Annotated in this window: 6 protein-coding genes; 3 read left to right on the top strand and 3 right to left on the bottom strand. The window is 47.1% G+C overall.

Annotated features, from left to right (window positions below):
- Positions 1-243: 243 nt before the first annotated feature.
- The 3 genes from QUA36_RS20865 to QUA36_RS20855 all read right to left on the bottom strand — a co-directional run bounded on the left by QUA36_RS20865 (position 244) and on the right by QUA36_RS20855 (position 8,834).
- A complete protein-coding gene (locus QUA36_RS20865) occupies positions 244-1,464 on the bottom strand; it encodes a hybrid sensor histidine kinase/response regulator (RefSeq protein ID WP_333362821.1) in 1,221 nt (406 codons plus the stop codon).
- A 251-nt stretch (positions 1,465-1,715) separates the two neighbouring features.
- Positions 1,716-8,207 (bottom strand): PAS domain S-box protein, encoded by a 6,492-nt coding sequence (locus tag QUA36_RS20860; protein ID WP_333458945.1) that lies wholly within the window; start codon positions 8,205-8,207, stop codon positions 1,716-1,718.
- A 495-nt stretch (positions 8,208-8,702) separates the two neighbouring features.
- The gene (locus QUA36_RS20855; RefSeq protein ID WP_333164624.1) at positions 8,703-8,834 is read right to left on the bottom strand and encodes a hypothetical protein; all 132 of its coding nucleotides are present in this window, start codon (positions 8,832-8,834) and stop codon (positions 8,703-8,705) included.
- 262 nt (positions 8,835-9,096) lie between these two features.
- On the opposite strand from QUA36_RS20855, the gene ppsA reads away from it, so the two are divergent.
- The 3 genes from ppsA to QUA36_RS20840 form a co-directional block, all read left to right on the top strand.
- Positions 9,097-11,574: a phosphoenolpyruvate synthase gene (gene ppsA, locus QUA36_RS20850; protein WP_333362828.1), complete on the top strand. Its 2,478-nt coding sequence runs from the start codon at positions 9,097-9,099 to the stop codon at positions 11,572-11,574.
- Between the two features lie 450 nt (positions 11,575-12,024).
- Positions 12,025-12,345 carry a DUF6464 family protein gene (locus QUA36_RS20845; RefSeq protein ID WP_333458944.1) on the top strand — a complete coding sequence of 107 codons (321 nt, stop codon included), beginning with the start codon at positions 12,025-12,027 and terminating at the stop codon, positions 12,343-12,345.
- Between the two features lie 1,299 nt (positions 12,346-13,644).
- Positions 13,645-18,776 (top strand): DUF4347 domain-containing protein (locus tag QUA36_RS20840; RefSeq protein WP_333458943.1); only part of this gene is annotated, 5,132 nt, incomplete at its 3' end.

Genomic DNA, 18,776 nt, shown 5'->3' with positions numbered 1-18,776 from the left:
CTAAAGTGGCATTATTTTTTCAAACTGGTATTACTACTAAGCTACGAGAATTACCGTTGACTTACAAGATATGCTCTGAGATTGTGTGCGGTTAATTGCCAGCAATTAGCGCCTGTTTGTATTGAGCAATGCAAGTCCTCTCTTGAGCGAGGAAGAACCAAAACTTGCATTCCTTGCTACAAACCTAATTACCAACTTAATTACGGTTGTCTAACCGGACACAATTTAAATCTGTCGAGTCGCTCAATTTTTCTGCGGTTTGGGCAGCACAACTGTAAACACGCTGCCTTGACCGACGTTGCTGCTAATAGCAATTTCACCGTTAAAAGGTTTTAAAAGTTCAATACAAGTATAAAGTCCTAGACCCGTTCCTGTCGGTTCGCCTTCGGTTTTTTCCTCGCCTTTAGGTGGTTTTGATGTGTAAAACGGGTCAAAAAGTTTTGACAAATCTTCAGAGGATATTCCGCATCCCGTATCTGCAATATCCATATATATGTTCGAGTCGTCTTGCCGAGTCACGATAGTTATTTCTCTGCTTTTCTTTTCCCACATAGCATCCATTGCATTATTGATTAAATTATAAAATACTTGAGAAAGATAGGAATAAATTAATGGAATGCTAGCAATTTCTTCGTCATAAAAGTATTTTTTTCTAATCTTATTTTTAAAATACAGGTTGCCTTCCAATAGCTGAATTTCTCTCTGCACTAAATCGTTGATATTCACCGGGTGCAAATCTTGCTTTTGCTCATTTCGGCTTTTCATCATCAGAGTATCCATGATCTGATTGATTTTTGTGACTGCTTGAAAAATATATTTAGTATAGTTAAACAGAGAGTCTTCTTGAATTTGTGTGGCTTTTGTTTCAATCAAATCGACGCTAGTCTGGATCACTTGCAGCGGACTTTTGAGATTGTGAACCATTCCCTGGGTCAAACGTCCGATGATGGCCGTTTTTTCCTGATTTATTAATTGCTTGGTTTTTTGTTCAACAAGTCTTTCCAGGTTTTGGTTGAGGTGGGCAAGTTCGAGGTTTTTTTCTTCGAGTTTTTTTTGCAAGCTGCGGATTGTCAAGTGGGTTTGAATCCGGCTCAAAACTTCTTCGTGCTGGAAAGGCTTAGTGATGTAGTCAACGGCTCCTGTCTGAAAGCCTTTTACTTTATCAGGCGTATCGGAAAGGGCGCTCATAAATATGATGGGAATATCTCGCGTTGACGGGTCTGCTTTCAAACGTCGGCAAGTTTCAAAACCGTCAATTCCTGGCATCATGATATCCAGAAGAATCAAGTCTGGATGGATGTAGTCAATTTGCTCGATCGCACTTTCGCCATCTAGAGCCACTAATACTTTAAACCCGTAATTCCTTAACAACTCGAAAAGCACGTCAAGATTTGTTTGGTTGTCATCGACAATTAGTATGATGCTTCTTTCGGAATTCTTATCGTTCATATTCAAGGGAAACATTCAAATTTTTGATTTTTGAGTTGTGGGTTATGACGTTAAATCGGATTCAATGAATTTTTGGCGGCTCTAGAAACCTGGTTGCTTCCTAGATGCTTCTATTTGCAATAACCCTTTGAGGAGCCGGCTGCGAGTCCGGGGCGCCCAAGCAAATTAAGTTGTCGCTTCGCGGGAGGCCAGAACACCTAATTGAGAATGGTACTCTGGACGCGAGATTTAACTGATTTTGAGTTGTCTGTTAGCTACCGTCAATTTTAGGACAAATGTTGCTTCAAAAAATCTCGAATTTGCTTGAGCTGAAATCCTTTAGCAAGTTGGCGCAGGTGATGAACGAAAGGCACTAATGTCGGGTCAGAATGTTCGAGTTTAGCAATTTCTTCCAGAATAGCTTCAATATCGCCCATTGCAGCCAATTTTAACAACGCCAAGACTGACTCTGAGGCAGGAGACACCATCGTTGAGTCAGCAGCAGCAATCTCAGAAGATACTTTTGCAGTTTGATCTGTCCGCTTTTTGGTTTGTGATCTTTCTTCGTAAACCCATTCTAGTCTCAAATGCAGGCGCAATAATTCTAAAAGCTCATTAGTTTGAATCGGCTTGGTGAGAAAATTATCGCAACCTGCAAGTATGCTCTCTTGCTTGGTAGTCTCGTAAACGTTAGCGGACAAAGCAAGGATAACCGTATCTTTTAATTCCGGCAACTGTCGCAGCCGCCTGGTAGCTTCCCAACCGTTCATTACCGGCATCAGCAAATCCATTAAAATTATATCCGGTAGAAATTCCTGTGCTTTGTGCAAGCAGTCTTCGCCGTCTGTGGCTTGTGCAATTTCAAAGCCTAAATGAAAAAGCAGCCTGTGCAACATGGCGCGATTTACTTCGTGATCGTCCACGATTAGCACTTTCCGCTGGGGGCCGGTAAAACCTACAAGCCGCCTTTTTTCTGGCCGGGAGGGGAGTTCCGAAGACTGGGCAACTGCGGGCAAGTCTAGATCCAACCAAAATATGCTGCCTTTGCCGGAGGTACTTTGGACGCGAATTTGGCTGCCCATCATTTTGACTAATTTTTGGCTGATGGAAAGTCCCAGGCCGGTACCTTCGACGAAATTGTTATGATCGCCCACTTGATGAAAAGGCAAAAATATTTCTTCTAATTTATTCTGCCCGATGCCAATGCCGGTATCTTCGATTTGAAAGCGAATTTTAGAGGTAGGGGTACGGCCGGTATTGTCTGCTATTATCCCCTCGGGCGCTTCTGTTGTTCCTAGCGGCGGATTAGACATTTGCTGCGCGTCTAAATTCGCGGTCAAATTGATTATTTGAGGGGCAATTTCCGCTGTCAAACTAGAATCTTTGCAGTTGGTTTTAGGATAATTATCGGGGAAATTTTCTGCATAACCGACTTTGAATGTAACGCTGCCGCTGTCCGTAAACTTAACGGCATTACTGAGCAAATTAATCAAAACTTGACGCAACCTTTTTTCGTCTGCCAAAATGCCGTCTGGCAGCGCTGAAACCTGCTCGTAATTAAAGGCAATTCCTTTTTGAGCCGATCGCATCTGGAACAAATCAATAATACTTTTCACAAAACTGGAAAAATGCACGTTGGCCCGTGACAGCTCCATTTTACTAGCTTCGATTTTTGAGAGGTCTAAAACATCATTAATCAGCATCAGCAGGTGGTTGCCGCACTGGTGAATGTTGTCAAGACTTTCCTGTTGATCGGCGGTAAAATTTTTATCGACTTTGAGCAGTTGAATGTATCCCAAAATCCCGTTCAAAGGCGTCCGCAATTCGTGGCTCATGTTTGCGAGAAAGTCGCTTTTAGCGCGGTTGGCGGATTCGGCGGCTTCTTTAGCTAATTGCAGGGCGGTTTCTGCAAGTTTGCGATCGGCAATTTCGGTTTGTGCTTGTTCAAATAGCATCGATTGCTGAATGGCGATCGCCAACTGCACCCCCAATTGTTTTAGGCACTCTCCCTCCAATTGCTGCCAGGGACGCGGGCCCGTGCAGTGGTGAGCAATTAACAGCCCCCACAAGTTTTCGCCTTGCAAAATAGGAACTACCAGATTCGCTCTCACATCGAGCCGAGTCAACAAACTCAAGTGGCAGTCGGCCAGGCCGGCATTGTGAACATCTTCTATGGCTTTAATTCTGCCGTCTTGGTAAAGAGGAACGTAGGCTCCCCCGAAACAGGGGTCATAAATTTCCATTCCTACAATTGGTCGGACATTTTCGGCAACCGACTCGACAGCGATAAACCCGCTCCAATCTGGATTGAATTGGTAAATAATAGTGCGATCTACCTGCAAAAAATGCCGCACTTCTTCGACACTCTTGGTAAGAATCTCTTCAAGATTTAGAGAAGATCTAATGCGTTCCAGCATGGCTACTGCCAACTGTTCGCGCTTTAACTTTTGCCTCAGAATCAGCTCTGATTCTTTGCGTTTTGTGATGTCGGTAATCACTCCAATTAAGCCGATGTAATTTCCATTAACGTCTTGAATGCTGTCGGCTCGAACGAGAGCAGTTACTGCTTCGTCGCTCTTAGTTTCCAGCGCAACTTCGCCACACCAAGAGCGACCTTGGCGAAGGCTTTTATAGATTTGTTTGTAATTTTTATGCCGGACATAAAGTGCGGTCATATCGTCAATATCATTGAGTTCTTCCACCGTGTAGCCGTAGCGCTGAATGAAGGCTTGATTGTGGTAAATAGACCGCCCTTTCAAGTCGGCGATCACGATCGCGTCGCTGGTACTTTCGACGGCTTGAGTGACCCGCAGTAAAGCTAATTCTGCTGCTTTGCGATGGCTAATATCCGTCATCGAACCCACCATCCGCAGAGGGTTTCCGGCTGCGTCCCACACTGCTTGAGCGCGGGCGAGTACCCACTTATAGCTACCGTCTTTGCACTGCAAGCGGTATTCGGTGGCGTAATTGGGGGTTTGGCGATCGAGATAACCTTGGATCGCTGCTTGGACTCGTGAGCGATCGTCTGGATGGATGCGATCGATCCATGCGGTGTTGGTGTTTTCGATTTCGCCGTCTGTGTAACCGATAATTTCTTGCCAGCGGGCCGATCGAAAAGCTTCATTTGTTTGAAGATTCAGATCCCAAATTCCATCTTGATTGCCTTTGAGAACTAACTGCCAGCGTTCTTCACTTTTACGCAATTCTTCTTCGGCTTGTTTGCGCTGAATATGATCGCCCAACTGAGTCGCTACAGCCTTGACCAACTCTACTATACGCGGTTCCATAATCGAGCGCTCGCGCTTGCAGAATACTAAAACTGCCAGCACCTTTGAGCTAGCGTGAATTGGCACTCCGAAACAAGCTTTCAATCCGACTAATTTCGCCATTTGCGATCGGGCAAAAAGATGATTTTTGGCTAGAGAAATATCTTCAATCCATTCTACATTTCTGGTTGACCAAATCCGTCCAGGTACTGCCACTCCGGCGGCGAATCTAATTTTTTTACTTTCGCGGCCGAACCTATCTAAATCGCGATCGCTAGCGTACCAAGTTTCGCTGTGTTCCAAAAAAGTACCGTTAGCAGTCGGTATCCAAGCTTCCGCAAAATTCCAGCCGATCGCATTGCACAGCAACCGCAGAATCTCTGGGAGGGCGCTGTGAAAATCTGCTGACTGACTAATGGCTTGAGTTGCTGCCAGCAACAGCTTTATTTCATCTTCTGCTTGCTTGCTTTCTGTAATATCAGTTGCCGTGCCGAGAATTTGTTTTAACTTACCGTCTGTTGTTTTCGCAAATACAGTATCTCGGCTAACCATCCAGCGCCAAGAACCATCCTTGTGCCTAATTCTGTATTCAATTTCAAAGATATCCCCTTCGCTGCCTGTTTCGACTTGCTGTAAATAATCAGGCATTTTGATTGAATTTTCGGGGTGGATTAAAGTTGACATCATCCACGGCCCCATTGCCTGAATCTCCTCTACTGTATAGCCAAGAATGTGGTAGATAGAAGCGTTACCATAGATATTTTTTTTTTCAATTAAGTCACACACATACAAAATATTAGGAATTGCCCCAGCAATTTGCTGAGCGAACCGCTGGCTTTCCCGCAGTGCTGCTTCTGCTTGTTTTCTTTGGGAAATATCGCGAACAACGCAAATAATTTCTCCGTCGGGCAGCATTGTCAGCGAGACATCTATAGGGACTTCCGAGCGGTCGCGACGGCATCCTACTGCTTCGGTGCTGTAAGAACCTTTCTTAACTAAAGTCGGCAGGACTTCTTGCTCGAACCTTTGCAGTTCTGCACCTTGGTAGAACATTTTCCAACTTTTATCTAAGATTTCTTCTAGAGAGTCGTAACCGTAGATTTTTAGTCGTGCTGCGTTGCAATAAATCACCTCATGGTCGGCACTGAATATGGCGATACCTTCGGAAGCTTGGGCCATTGCTGCTGCTTGCCTGTGGAGGACTGACTCGGATCGTTTGCGTTGAGTGATGTCGCGGACGATCGCGATAATTTCGTCCTCCGTACAGAAGACAATTCTCGCTTCAAAATCGTACAGTTCACCATTAACTGGCATTTGATATTCTACGACTTGAATCTCGCCAGTGTCAATCGCTTGTTGATTGCCCGACAAGATTTTTTCAGCAAAAGCAGTCGGTAATATGTCTTGTGCTTTTTTGCCGATTAATGCTTTTTGTGATAGGATATTCTCGAAATCTTTTGCCGATTTGAAGTCTACAAAAGTGCCGTCTGCCCGACAGCGAAATATCATGTCTGGTATCGCATTTAAAAGAGCGCGGTTGGTGGCTTCGCTCTTACGCAATTCAGCTTCAGCTTGCTTGCTAAATGTAACATCGCGGGCCACTGCATAAATCAAGCCTTCTTCTGCAAACGGCGATGCTGTCCACGATAGCCATTTATAAGTACCATCTTGGCAAAGATAGCGGTTTTCTAAGCTAATAATGGGGTGGCTTTTTTTAAGTTTTTCTAATTCCGCTACAGTATTTTCTCGGTCTTCGGGATGGAGGAATTCTATCAAAGGTTTGGCTAAGATTTCATCACTGCTATAACCTAATACATTTGACCAAGCGGGGTTTAAGCGTTTGAAATATCCATCAAAACCTGCAATGCAAAGTAAATCCAGCGAGAGATTAAAAAATCGATCGCGGTCTTGCTGGGTTTGTTTCAATTCCGTAACATCCATCACCAAACCGTCCCAAACTATATCGCCGTTGGCTTGCTTTTCTGGCTTCGACGCGCCTTGCAGCCATTTCACTCGATCTCCCATAACTTGCCGCCACTGGTGTTGCCAAGCTTGCTGAGTCGCCGCTGAAGTTGCCATCGATCGCTGCAAGCCAGAGATGTCGTCTGGGTGAACTGTTGCAAAAGCCAAAGTGGCATTTTCTTCTATTTGTTCTGGTTTTAAATTGTATATCTGCCAACTGCCAGAAGAAACGTAACTAAAAGATGTTTTACCATCTACATCAAGCCGATATTGATAAATCATTCCCGGCACGTTGTCGGTCATTATTTGAAATCGAGCTTCGCTTTCCTGCAACGCAATTTGCTGGCGCTTGTAGTCAGTCACATCTCGCATTGTTCCGACCAACATTTTACGACCATCGGCGTTGTTAAATACTGTTTTTTTAGTAGATATAATGCGTTCTTTGCCGCCGCTATCGGTAAAATTCTCTTCTGTTTCCTGAGAAAGACTTCTTTGCAATACTTGCTCGTCTTGTTGCCAAAAAAAAGCCGCTTGTGCTGGGGGCAAAAAATCGTATCCTGACTTGCCAATCAGTTCCGATCGCCTTTTTCCTATCAAATTGCAAAAAGCATCGTTTAAAACGATCCATTTGTGCTGCTCATCTTTAACAAAAATTGGGTCAGGAGTAGAATTAATCGTGTGATTTAAAAACTCTTCTGATGCTTTTAATTTAGCTTCGTAACGATAGCGATCACTCACGTCTAAGACTACTTTAATCAGGCGGTCGATAGAGCCGTCTCGGGCGCGAATACAGCGCAGGGAAACTCTAGTATAAACTGTTTTTCCGTCTTTTCTGTGCCATCTTTGATCTAAAACATAGCCTTCACTCTCCCCTGCCAAAATTTTATTTAACTGCTCTAAACTAGGCTGCACGTCTTCAGGAAAAACCCACCGCTTCCAATTCTCGTGCAAAAAATCTTGGCGATCGTATCCCAGCAAATCACACAAAGCATCGTTCACTTCCAACCACCCGCATTTTTCTGGTGCTGAGGGGGAACTCGGAGGAGCAAGAATGGCAATTCCGACGAGAGAATTCTCGACTACTGAGCGATATTTTTCTTCGCTTTTTCGCAAAGCTTCTTGGTTGTGCTGTCGCTCGACTGCGTAGCGAAGCGATCTAATCAACACTTCGCTGTCAATTTTTCGCTTGACTAGGTAATCTTGAGCTCCGGCTTGGATTGACTGCACGGCAAGCTCTTCATCGTTGCGGGCAGTCAGTACGACAATCGGAGTATTTAGGCTATATTCTTGTATTTTGACAATTGTATTTAAGTCTTGGCTATCGGGCAGCGAAAGATCTAGTAAAATCACATCAAAATGTTCGCTGACCAAAAGTTGCTGCGCTTTGCTGAGACGGTCTGTACAACTTACTGATAGCCTTTGGGGTTCGGCTCTACTGACATTTGTTTCTAATAATAATTCTTCGATCAGATCGGCTTCTGCTTGATTGTCTTCGACCAGAAGAACTTTAAAGCCGTTTCGCTTTGCGGGTGGGCTCAAAACTGATATCATATACCTTATTTTTTGTCAGAAGGCAGTGTAGCAAACTATTATAGCATATAAAGAATTGTCTAGCCACAAATCCTGCTGTTCCCAGTTAAAAACTCTTTGGTTCAACAATTACAATGCGCTTTATCTCAGATGTTGAACGGTTCTCAAGAACGGGCTTTCCGCCCCATTGCACAAAAAGTAAATTTTCTTAGGAGAGTTTCTTCTAACCAGCCCTTAAAAGGCTTATTGAAAATGGTACAATATCTGATATCTATGCGATTGTGTTTTTCCTCTAAGTAGGCAAACGCAATCAGGGGGAAATTTTTTAAGGTTTTTAGAAGCTGGGTTTCAGGATGAAACTAAGCTGCTTAGTATTTTTTTGGGCGATCGCCTCTGTGACACGATTTTAGATTTTAGATTCAGTCCAGAGATGAATTGAGGATGTGGAACTAGAATCTCCAATTTTGGGCCGATCACGACTCCTATCGGAAAGTAAGTATCGGTTTTTTGGCGGGTTCAGCCGATCGCGCGATCGAACGCCACTCTTTGTTTTCCTTCAATTCCCCTAGCAACACCATCCAAGGCATATCCCCACACCAATGAGCACTCAACCAAAAAAAAGCGGTGCGAACTATCTTCACTATTCATATTTTTACCACTTCTTTTATAATACCTTACATAAACTCATTACTGCGATTTCTTTACTTTTTGCAATCAAATAAAAAATCTCCACAGGCCTTGCTATTTAGCCAAAAAGTGATAATCTTGAAATAGAGGCAATCGAAAACTCGGTTGATACAGCCTAGGAAAAAATCCGAGAATTTTGGTAACAAAATTACAATTCCGAATAAACTGTCTTTTGTTTACTGTCCTTTGACCGAACTGAGATGAAGTTGAGAGGAAAAAAGCAATGATCGAAAATTTAGCAACTGAACAAAAACTCGGTGTAATTCCCAAAGATAAAGCCTTAGTATTGTTGTTTGATGAAGTCGGCATCGCCGACATCCCATTAGTAGGCGGTAAAAATGCTTCTTTGGGCGAAATGATTCAACAGTTAACCGCCCAAGGAGTCAGAGTTCCCAACGGATTTGCCACTACAGCACACGCTTACCGATACTTCATCCAGTCAGCGGGTTTAGAAGCTAAATTGCGCGAAATTTTTGCCGATTTAGACGTAGAAGATCTGCAGAACCTGCGACAAAAAGGCAAGCAAGCGCGGGCACTGATTCTCGACACACCATTTCCGCGAGAACTCCAAGCGGCGATCGCGGATGCTTACGAAAAATTATGCGATCGCTACGGCGACAGTACAGACGTAGCAGTGCGTTCCTCCGCCACCGCCGAAGACTTACCAGACGCCAGTTTCGCCGGACAGCAAGAAACCTACCTCAACGTCCAAGCTTGCGCTGGCGTCCTCGAATGCTGTCACAAATGCTTTGCTTCCATATTCACCGATCGCGCGATTTCCTACCGCCAACAGCGGGGATTCGACCACTTTGAAGTCGCCCTATCAGTCGGCGTCCAAAAAATGGTGCGATCGGACTTAGCATCCTCCGGCGTCATGTTCAGCATCGACACCGAAACCGGATTCAAAAACGCCGTATTAGTCACCGCCGCCTACGGATTAGGCGAAAACGTCGTCCAAGGAACCGTCAACCCCGACGAATACTTCGTCTTTAAACCAACCTTAAAACAAGGTTTTCTCCCGATTTTAGATAAACGCCTCGGCAGCAAAACGCTCAAAATGGTGTACGATATCGGCGGTTCTAAATACACCAAAAACGTCTCCGTTATAGCTGCAGAAAAAAATAAATTTGCTATACAAGATGACGAAATTCTGCAACTAGCAAAATGGGCAGTAGTCATCGAAGAACACTACTCTAAAGTGCGCGGGACTTATACCCCGATGGACATAGAGTGGGCAAAAGACGGCAATACGGGCGAATTGTTTATTGTCCAAGCGCGACCCGAAACAGTACAATCTCAAAAGTCTGCTAAAGTTTTGCGAAACTACAAATTGCAAGGCAGCAGTGCAGTTTTAGCAAAAGGACGCGCCGTTGGCGAATCAATCGGGCAAGGCAAAGCCCGCGTGATTTTAGATGTGCACAGAATCGCTGAATTTCAATCAGGAGAAGTTTTAGTTACCAACAAAACAGACCCGGATTGGGAACCGATTATGAAAAAAGCAAGTGCGATCGTCACCAATTCCGGCGGCCGCACTTGTCACGCCGCCATCATCGCCAGAGAAATGGGAATTCCCGCCATTGTCGGCACCGGCGAGGCAACCCAAATCTTGAAAAACGGGCAAGAAATCACTGTTTCTTGTTCCGAAGGAGACGAAGGCAAAGTTTATTCCGGTTTGCTTCCTTTTGAAATTCAAGAAACTGCGATCGAGAATTTGCCCCGCACCCGTACTCAAATTTTAATGAATGTCGGGAACCCAGAAGAAGCCTTTGGTTTATCAGCAATTCCTTGCGACGGCGTAGGCTTAGCACGGCTAGAATTCATCATTGCCAATCACATTAAAGCACACCCGCTGGCACTGATTCACTTTGACGAATTGGTGGATGAATCAGTCAAAGAAGAAATTGCAGAACTCACAGCACTTTACCCACACAAACCCGATTTCTTTACCGACAAACTAGCCCACGGAATTGCTACAATTGCCGCCGCATTTTATCCAAATCCAGTTATCGTGCGGATGAGCGATTTCAAGAGCAACGAATATGCTAATCTTTTGGGTGGGCGCCAGTTTGAACCCAAGGAAGAAAACCCGATGATCGGGTGGCGTGGCGCCTCTCGGTATTACGACCCAAATTACCGCGAAGCTTACGCTTTGGAATGCAAAGCATTAAAGCGAGTTCGCGACGAAATGGGCTTGACAAATGTGATTCCGATGATTCCATTTTGTCGCACCCCGGATGAAGGGCGAAAAGTGTTAGCCGAGATGGCAAAACACGGTTTAGTTAAGGGCGAGAACGGCTTGCAAGTGTATGTGATGTGCGAATTGCCAAGCAATGTTATATTTGCTGACGAATTCGCCCAAGTTTTTGACGGATTCTCGATCGGCTCTAACGATTTAACTCAGCTAACATTAGGATTAGACCGGGATTCTGCTTTAGTCGCACACATTTTTGACGAACGGAATGAAGCTGTCAAGCGAATGGTAGCAATTGCCATTAAAGCCGCCAAGAAGTACGATCGCAAGATTGGGATTTGCGGTCAAGCGCCCAGCGATTATCCTGAGTTTGCTCGTTTCTTGGTTGAGTTGGGAATTGATTCGATTAGTTTGAATCCCGATTCGGTTTTGAAGACTTTGTTAGATGTTGCTAAGGTGGAAGGTGCGGGTTCGTTGATGGATTTAGCGGGGGATATTGCTAAGGTTTAACCGTTTTAGTTTTTGAGAGAAACCAAGTTTTTTAAACAATAGCTGGCTCATGTTCTGACTTGCTTGTTTTTGAACCGATTCCGTTTCTCATGTTTAGTCCTGTAAAATAACCGATTTCGCGTTTGTAGTGATGAATCCAAGTCCTCTGATTTTTATCAGGACTGGCATTCGTCACTACAAACCTATTTGATTGCTGGTAATTGACTTGACATAATATCACATCCTATCTGCACTTCTGGCTTTGTTGGGCTCCTGACGCTGCGCTTTACCAAGAAAGTGTCGCCAACAGCGATCGCCCTCCTCACGCGCCAGCTAACGGTTAACACAGGGGCGGTCTAGTTTGAGACTTGAGCGGGAACTTTTCTTATTTAAAACCGTCTTTTTGAGGAGGATTTTTTGTTGCCGATCGCCTAAATTAAAACAAATATTCTCCACATAAGCTCTGAAAAAGTGCTAACTGCTCTCCTGATTATTTTCATAGGTTTAGCTCCGTCGCTGCTGTCTTTGTGGGTGATGCGCTCTGCCCAGAGCCAAGCCCGCGAGAGAATTGCAGCGGCCAGACTTGCGGTAGCGAATAGACCCATGCGAACTCAACTACCAACTGCCGATCGCACTTACATACAAAGCCTCGGTTATTCGATCGGCGATATCACTTGCGAGTATAACGCCCGCTCAAATTACATTCGCTGCGCTGTCAATCCTTCTGGGCCCTGTCAAGATTGTCGGTACTACCAAGCCAGAACTCTTGACGCTCGCGGTGAAAAGATATAGCTTATATTGGTGCTGGTATCTACGTCTATTTACCGATGTAATAATCAATGAGTTAATATTTACTTACGTATAAGGATTCTTGTTGGAGCTTGTTTTGGACGACCCACGCCCAAACTCAGCAGTTAAAACCTAATCGAGCATTATTGCTTGGTTACAGTTGCCATAACAGGCGGATTGCGATAGCTGTTTTTCTAGTTGACAACTTACGATCATGAACCAGGTTTAGATGATAAATTTTGGTTGGGCGGCGAGAAATCTAGGTCTAAAGAGGGTTTCTAGTCTCCTGGGCGTAACTCCTGCAGTTAAGAAAATTAGCCAACAAAAATCGTAACTAGCTGAGGGGCAAATCTCCAAATCAGTTTCTCCAAAACATCATGAAAAATTCTGCACGAAACATTGTCCCGAGCATTTATCTTAACCAGAAACCAGCTCGAAGACTCTAAGTGGACAGTTTGAGAAGTTAGTTGTGGGCTGCACGAATCTGTTTTTGCGATCGTAGCGAAACAGTCTCAAACCTAGATTGCTATCTCCAGACTCCAAGTCATGAATTTTTAAGACGCCTCGTCGATACAGGGTATGCCGATTTCAATTGAATCTCATATGTTGCACCATTTTCAAGAATAGGCTTTCTGGCCTGTTCCACAATAAGTGAATTTTCTTATGGGCTGGGCAGGAGACCCCCCCATTGAAGGCTTATTGAGAATGCTAAAAGATCTCAGTTGAATGACACTTCGGGCACGGTCGGCATAATTATGTGACGGCTATCACTCCCTAATTAATGTCTAGTTGCTATTGTGAACAGGGTTTGCGCGCAAAAAAAAAAGAAACCGAGTTTTTACCGGGAGCTAAGGCTGCAAACAAGTCTTTTCGTCCATCTAACCTGTTTATGCGTCCAGAAATAGTGAAAATTCTCTGCAAATAAAGTGCCTTAGACGATCTACAGAAAACCTCATCAAGTAAATTTTTGAGAACTCGTGTTATTATCTACGGCGCGATTTAAGAGACAGGCGTGTAACAGATACACTCGCTAACAGAAAAGAAAAAAGCCGAAGGCAAAATATCACCCGATAGAGAGATTATGGGGATTTAAACCCCAAATCCTCAGCTTTTCAGCCGACGATATTTGCAATGCTATCAAATGTCAATATAGCACTGCTTTGTGCTGAGTAAAATTCACTTTTTGCTCTTGCTCCCCGTCAAGCTGCAGAGTCTCTTACTGTGCAATTAAACCTTGTCCACAGGTGATAATTATCATCTGGAAATGGGTACATCATCTACAATCCGTGAGCCAAATTGACCATGCAAAGCATCTGCAACAAACCAATTTCCATCACCCCACAAAAATGTGATTCCACCGCAATGATTGCGGGTACAAACTCCCAAACAACAGCAACTTATTATCAGAAAAAAGCCATAAAACAAGTAAACACAGAGGAGTATTTCCTGTCCCAGAAACTGCGTTGTGGCACAAGAATTGGGCATCCCCACAGAGAATTTTTGCGAGCAACTGTAGGGGCAAACCCCCCGTGGTTGCCCCCTCGGACTATAAAAAATGTACTGTTCCTCGATGCCAGAGTAGAGAAGTTCGACAGCTTGGCAAGAGGAGCAACAGCCGATACAGAGGTATTTGTATTGGACTCGACGCGGGATGGAGTCGAGCAAATTACTAGAATTTTGGCTAATTGCAGCGATTTAGACAGCCTTCAGATAGTTTCTCACGGTCGGGAAGCGAGGGTGCAGCTAGGGTCGATCGAACTCTGCAGCGACAATTTAGAAACCTACAGCCATTTGTTACAACAGTGGGGAAAAGCCCTCAGCGAGAGAGGAGATATCTTGTTATTCGGGTGCAGCGTCGCAGCGGGGAAAAGCGGCGAGGTATTCGTGCGGAGGCTGAGCTTGATAGTCGGTGCAGATATTGCAGCTTCCGACAACTTAACGGGGAGTGCGGCACTCGGCGGCGACTGGGAATTAAAATTTGCGATCAGGGGAATAAAGAGGAGTATCGCCATTGAAAAAGAAGTCCTCGAAGCCTACCCTTACGCCCTCGGCACATTAGTTAACGAAACCTTCAAAAACTCCACAGTTAGGGGGCCTTGGATTTACGGGGGAAACAACGGGGCACTGTTCAATCCCACCAGCGGGGTGACCGCAGCCAATCAACGTATCCCCGGCATTACCGGAGGCACAGTATCCGGCGTACTTCCGGCTTTGGGCGGTTCGACTCCCGGCGATGGCGCTCTGCAATTAACTCCAGCAGCAGGTGATAGGGAAGCCTTTGTCATCTACAACAACCCCATTCCTTCAACCGACGGTCTCAGAGTCCAGTTTGATTTTTATTCTTACGGTTCAAGCCAGCAATTTAATGCTCCGCAACCATTTATTAGCCCTCAGCCAGGGGACGGGCTGGGTTTCTTCTTGATTGACGGCACTGCCAGCCCAACCAGGACTGGGGGTTATGGCGGTTCTCTGGCTTACGCTCCACGAACGGGTATACCCGGTATTGAGGGAGGTTATTTAGGCATTGGGCTTGACGAGTTTGGCAATTTTTCAACATCCACAGAAGGGCGCTCTGGCCCTGATCCATCTCCGATTCCCGGCTCCTCTATTGGTTCTTTCAGACCTGATTCAGTAACTGTTAGAGGAAATCAAGCAAACGGTTATCGGTTTTTAACAAATGCGATCGTTCCCTTCGGCATCGATAACATTCCTACGAGCATTGACTTTAGTGGCCCTGTTGCCGACAAAAATTTTAATTTCAGCAATACGTTCACGAGCGATCGCAATTTAGCCAAAAGATCCGTTCAAATTACCCTGAATCCATCTAACGATCCGGTGAATCCCTCTCGTCTCACCGTTGCTTTCGATGAAAATTTCGACGACATCTACGAAACTACATTAATCGACATCTCCAACTTGGCCACCGGAAACGACCCAGTACCGCCCCTTCTCAAATTTGGTTTTGGTAGTTCCACAGGAGGCGCAAACAACATTCACGAACTTCAAAACCTGGTAGTTGAAACTATCAATCCTCCCAGTATCGCCGCAGAGGTTTCCACTATTAAGACCGGCCCGCAGTTCGTCAAGCCCGGAAGCAGCATTACCTACACGATTACTACTGTAAACAGAGGGCCAGCGCCCGCTACAAATGTCCTGATTCAAGACGAAATACCTTTTGAACTGCTGCGTCCGGGGGGATTGCCGCCGGTTCTCACTGCCTCCAACAACGGCACTTACGTGAACCAAACGAAGGCTGTCACCTGGCCGTTAATTCCGGTTCTCAATGCGGGTGAGACTTTGACTTACACCCTGACTATTGATTTGCCGCCCGGTTTAACCAGCGGTAGCAGTTTTGCCAACGTTGCATTCAGCAATAGCTCGACTTTCGACCCCGACCTCAGCAACAACAGCGGTGTACTCGCGCCAGGGCAAATCGAGGGGCCGGGTGTAGTTTTTACCACAGTTGTCGATACAGTCGCGGATTTAGTTACTACCAAAAGTGGCCCTGTGACTACTTCGGCCGGGTCAAGCGTCGCCTACACATTGACTACTACTAATATTGGGCCAGACCCCGCTGCCAATGTAACCATCACCGACAGCATTATTCCAGGTTTAACAGGAGTCAGCCTATCGGACGGGGGGAGTTACGACCCAGTTTCGGGCATTGTCACTTTCCCAGCACTGACGGTGCTGGCAAATGCGGATACTGCGACCCACACCGTCAGTTTCACTGCCCCAGCCACCCGTACCGCCATCAGCAACACGGCCCGGAGTAGCGCGGCCACTTTCGATCCGATCGCCACTAACAACAACGGTTCGACAACCAACAAAGACGGCACTCCCACTAACTCTACGGTTACGACAAGTATTGCGCCCAACGCCGACCTCGCAACCACAAAAACGGGCTCTACGAGTGCTACTGCTGGTAGTTCGGTCAGTTATTCGATCGCCACAGTCAATTTAGGGCCGAGTCCTGCGGAAGCTGTAACTATCACGGACAGCATAGTTCCGGGATTAACCGGAGTCACGGCATCTAACGGTGGCGTTTACGATCCAGTAACCGGCATTGTCACCTTCGCGCCCGTGGCAATAGCCAACGCGGAGACAGTCACCCGGACGATCGGCTTCATAGTACCGCCCACCCTAACTTCCATCAGCAACACGGCAAGAAGTACCTCCATCACTCCCGACTCCACTCCGGCCAACAACAACGGTACAAACCCCAACGCCACCGTCACTACCTCGATCGAGGCTGTGGCCGATGTTGTCACCCAAAAAACGGCTCCGCCCAGCATCCAGGTGGGCGACACCCTCCTTTATACAATCACTACTACCAACAACGGGCCGAGTCCTGCGACCAACGTAGTCATCACCGACAGCCTGATTCCCGGCTTAACTAATGTCAGCGTGTTCGATGGCGGAACCTACAATCCAGACACAGGAGTGATCGAGTTCCCAGCGATCGCGACTTTAGCCAGCGGCAGCAGCGTCACCCGCACCCTGATTTTTGTACCGCCGCCTACCCTGACGAGCATCACCAACATTGTATTGAGTCGATCGGACACTTTTGACCCGGACTTGACGAATAACAACGGCTCGACAGTCGCATTGCCCGGTCAGGCGGGGGGGCAAGTTATTACCTCGATCGATGTAGCCCGCGCCGACCTGGTTACGTCCAAGAGCGGTCTCACATCTGCTCCTGGTGGTAGTTCCGTGACTTATACTATAACTACCGCCAACAATGGGCCGAATGCTGCTGAAAACGTAGTGATTACAGACAGCATCATTCCCGGTTTAACGGGAGTCAGCGCCTCCGATAACGGCACTTACGACCCCGTGACAGGGGTTGTCACCTTCCCAACAATTCGCCGCTTGACTAGCGGCAGCAACATCAACCGCGAGGTAACAGTAGTCGTTCCAGCGACGGGTACGATTAGCAATACTTCCCAGAGTCGATCGACCACTTTTGACCCAGAACCCAGCAATAACAACGGTTCCGAGTCCAGAGCCACTGTCACCACCGCCATCAGCCCGCAGCCAACACCCAACAAACTTCCATCAGCCGACAGCAGCAATGTGGCGATCGCGCCCAACAGCGTTGTCCTTCTTAGCGGGCTCGGAGGCAGAGACTCAGACGGCACAGTGGTTACATTCACCATCAGCACCCTGCCACCGGCAAATCAAGGCGTCCTGTTCTTGGGCGACCCCGCAACTGGGGGAGTCGCCGTCACGGCAGGTCAAGCCCTGACAGCCGAGCAAATGACGCAGTTATTCTTCCAGTCGGCCGGCAATTTCACAGGAGCTAATTTTACCTACACCAGCAGGGACAATCTCGGTGGCAGCAGTCCTGCAGCCACCGTTTCTCTGCTGTCGCTGGCGTTCAACTACCCGCCGGTACCCACAAACATCAGCAAGACACTGGCGCCAAACAGCACCGTCAACCTCACAGGGTTCACGGCAAAAGACCCCGACGACTCGATCGAATTCTTCACTATCAACACCCTGCCGGCAGCAAACCAAGGCGTCCTGTTCTTGGGCGACCCCAGCCAGGGAATCCGGGTCACAGCAGGCCAAAAACTTAGCACAAGTCAAATCAGCCAGCTATTCTTCCAAGCAACCAGCGAATTCGCAGCCGCCAACTTTACCTACAGCGCCACAGACAGGCGCGGCGCCATTAGTCCAGCCCCCGCTACAGCCTCCCTGCTAGCACTATTACCTCCCACCGACGAGCCACCCGTCGCCAACAACTCCAGCGTCGCTGTGTTGCTGGAAAGAACCGTGAACATCCCCGGACTCGGAGGAACCGACCCAGACGGGACGGTGGTTTCCTTTACCGTAAACACCTTGCCACCAGCCAATGAAGGCACGCTGTTCTTGGGTGATCCGAGCCAGGGAGTGCGGGTCACGGCTGGTCAAACCCTTACAGCCGAGCAAATTACCCAGTTGTTCTTCCAGGCGTCCGGCAATTTCACAGGAGCAAACTTCACCTACAGCGCTACAGATAACCTCGGTGCCATCAGTGCGGCAGTCGCCACTGTCTCTCTCATTCCCCTTAAGGAATCGATACCAACACCAGCCCCAACTCCAACACCAGCCCCGACGCCGACACCAGCGCCGATACCCGTGCCGACGCCGATACCCGTGCCGACGCCGATACCCGTGCCGACGGCGACACCAACTCCAAATCCAACACCAGCCCCGACGCCGATACCCGTGCCGACGGCGACACCAACTCCAACTCCAACACCAGCCCCGACGCCGATACCCGCGCCGACGGCGACACCAACTCCAACTCCAACACCAGCCCCGACGCTGATACCCGCGCCGACGGCGACACCAACTCCAACTCCAACACCAGCCCCGACGCCGATACCCGCGCCGGGACCAACACCAGCCCCGATACCGATACCGATACCAGCCCCGACGCCGATACC

Source organism: Microcoleus sp. Pol10D4, assembly GCF_036701555.1.
Taxonomy (GTDB): domain Bacteria; phylum Cyanobacteriota; class Cyanobacteriia; order Cyanobacteriales; family Microcoleaceae; genus Microcoleus.
This window is presented reverse-complemented; position numbering and strand designations above follow the sequence as displayed.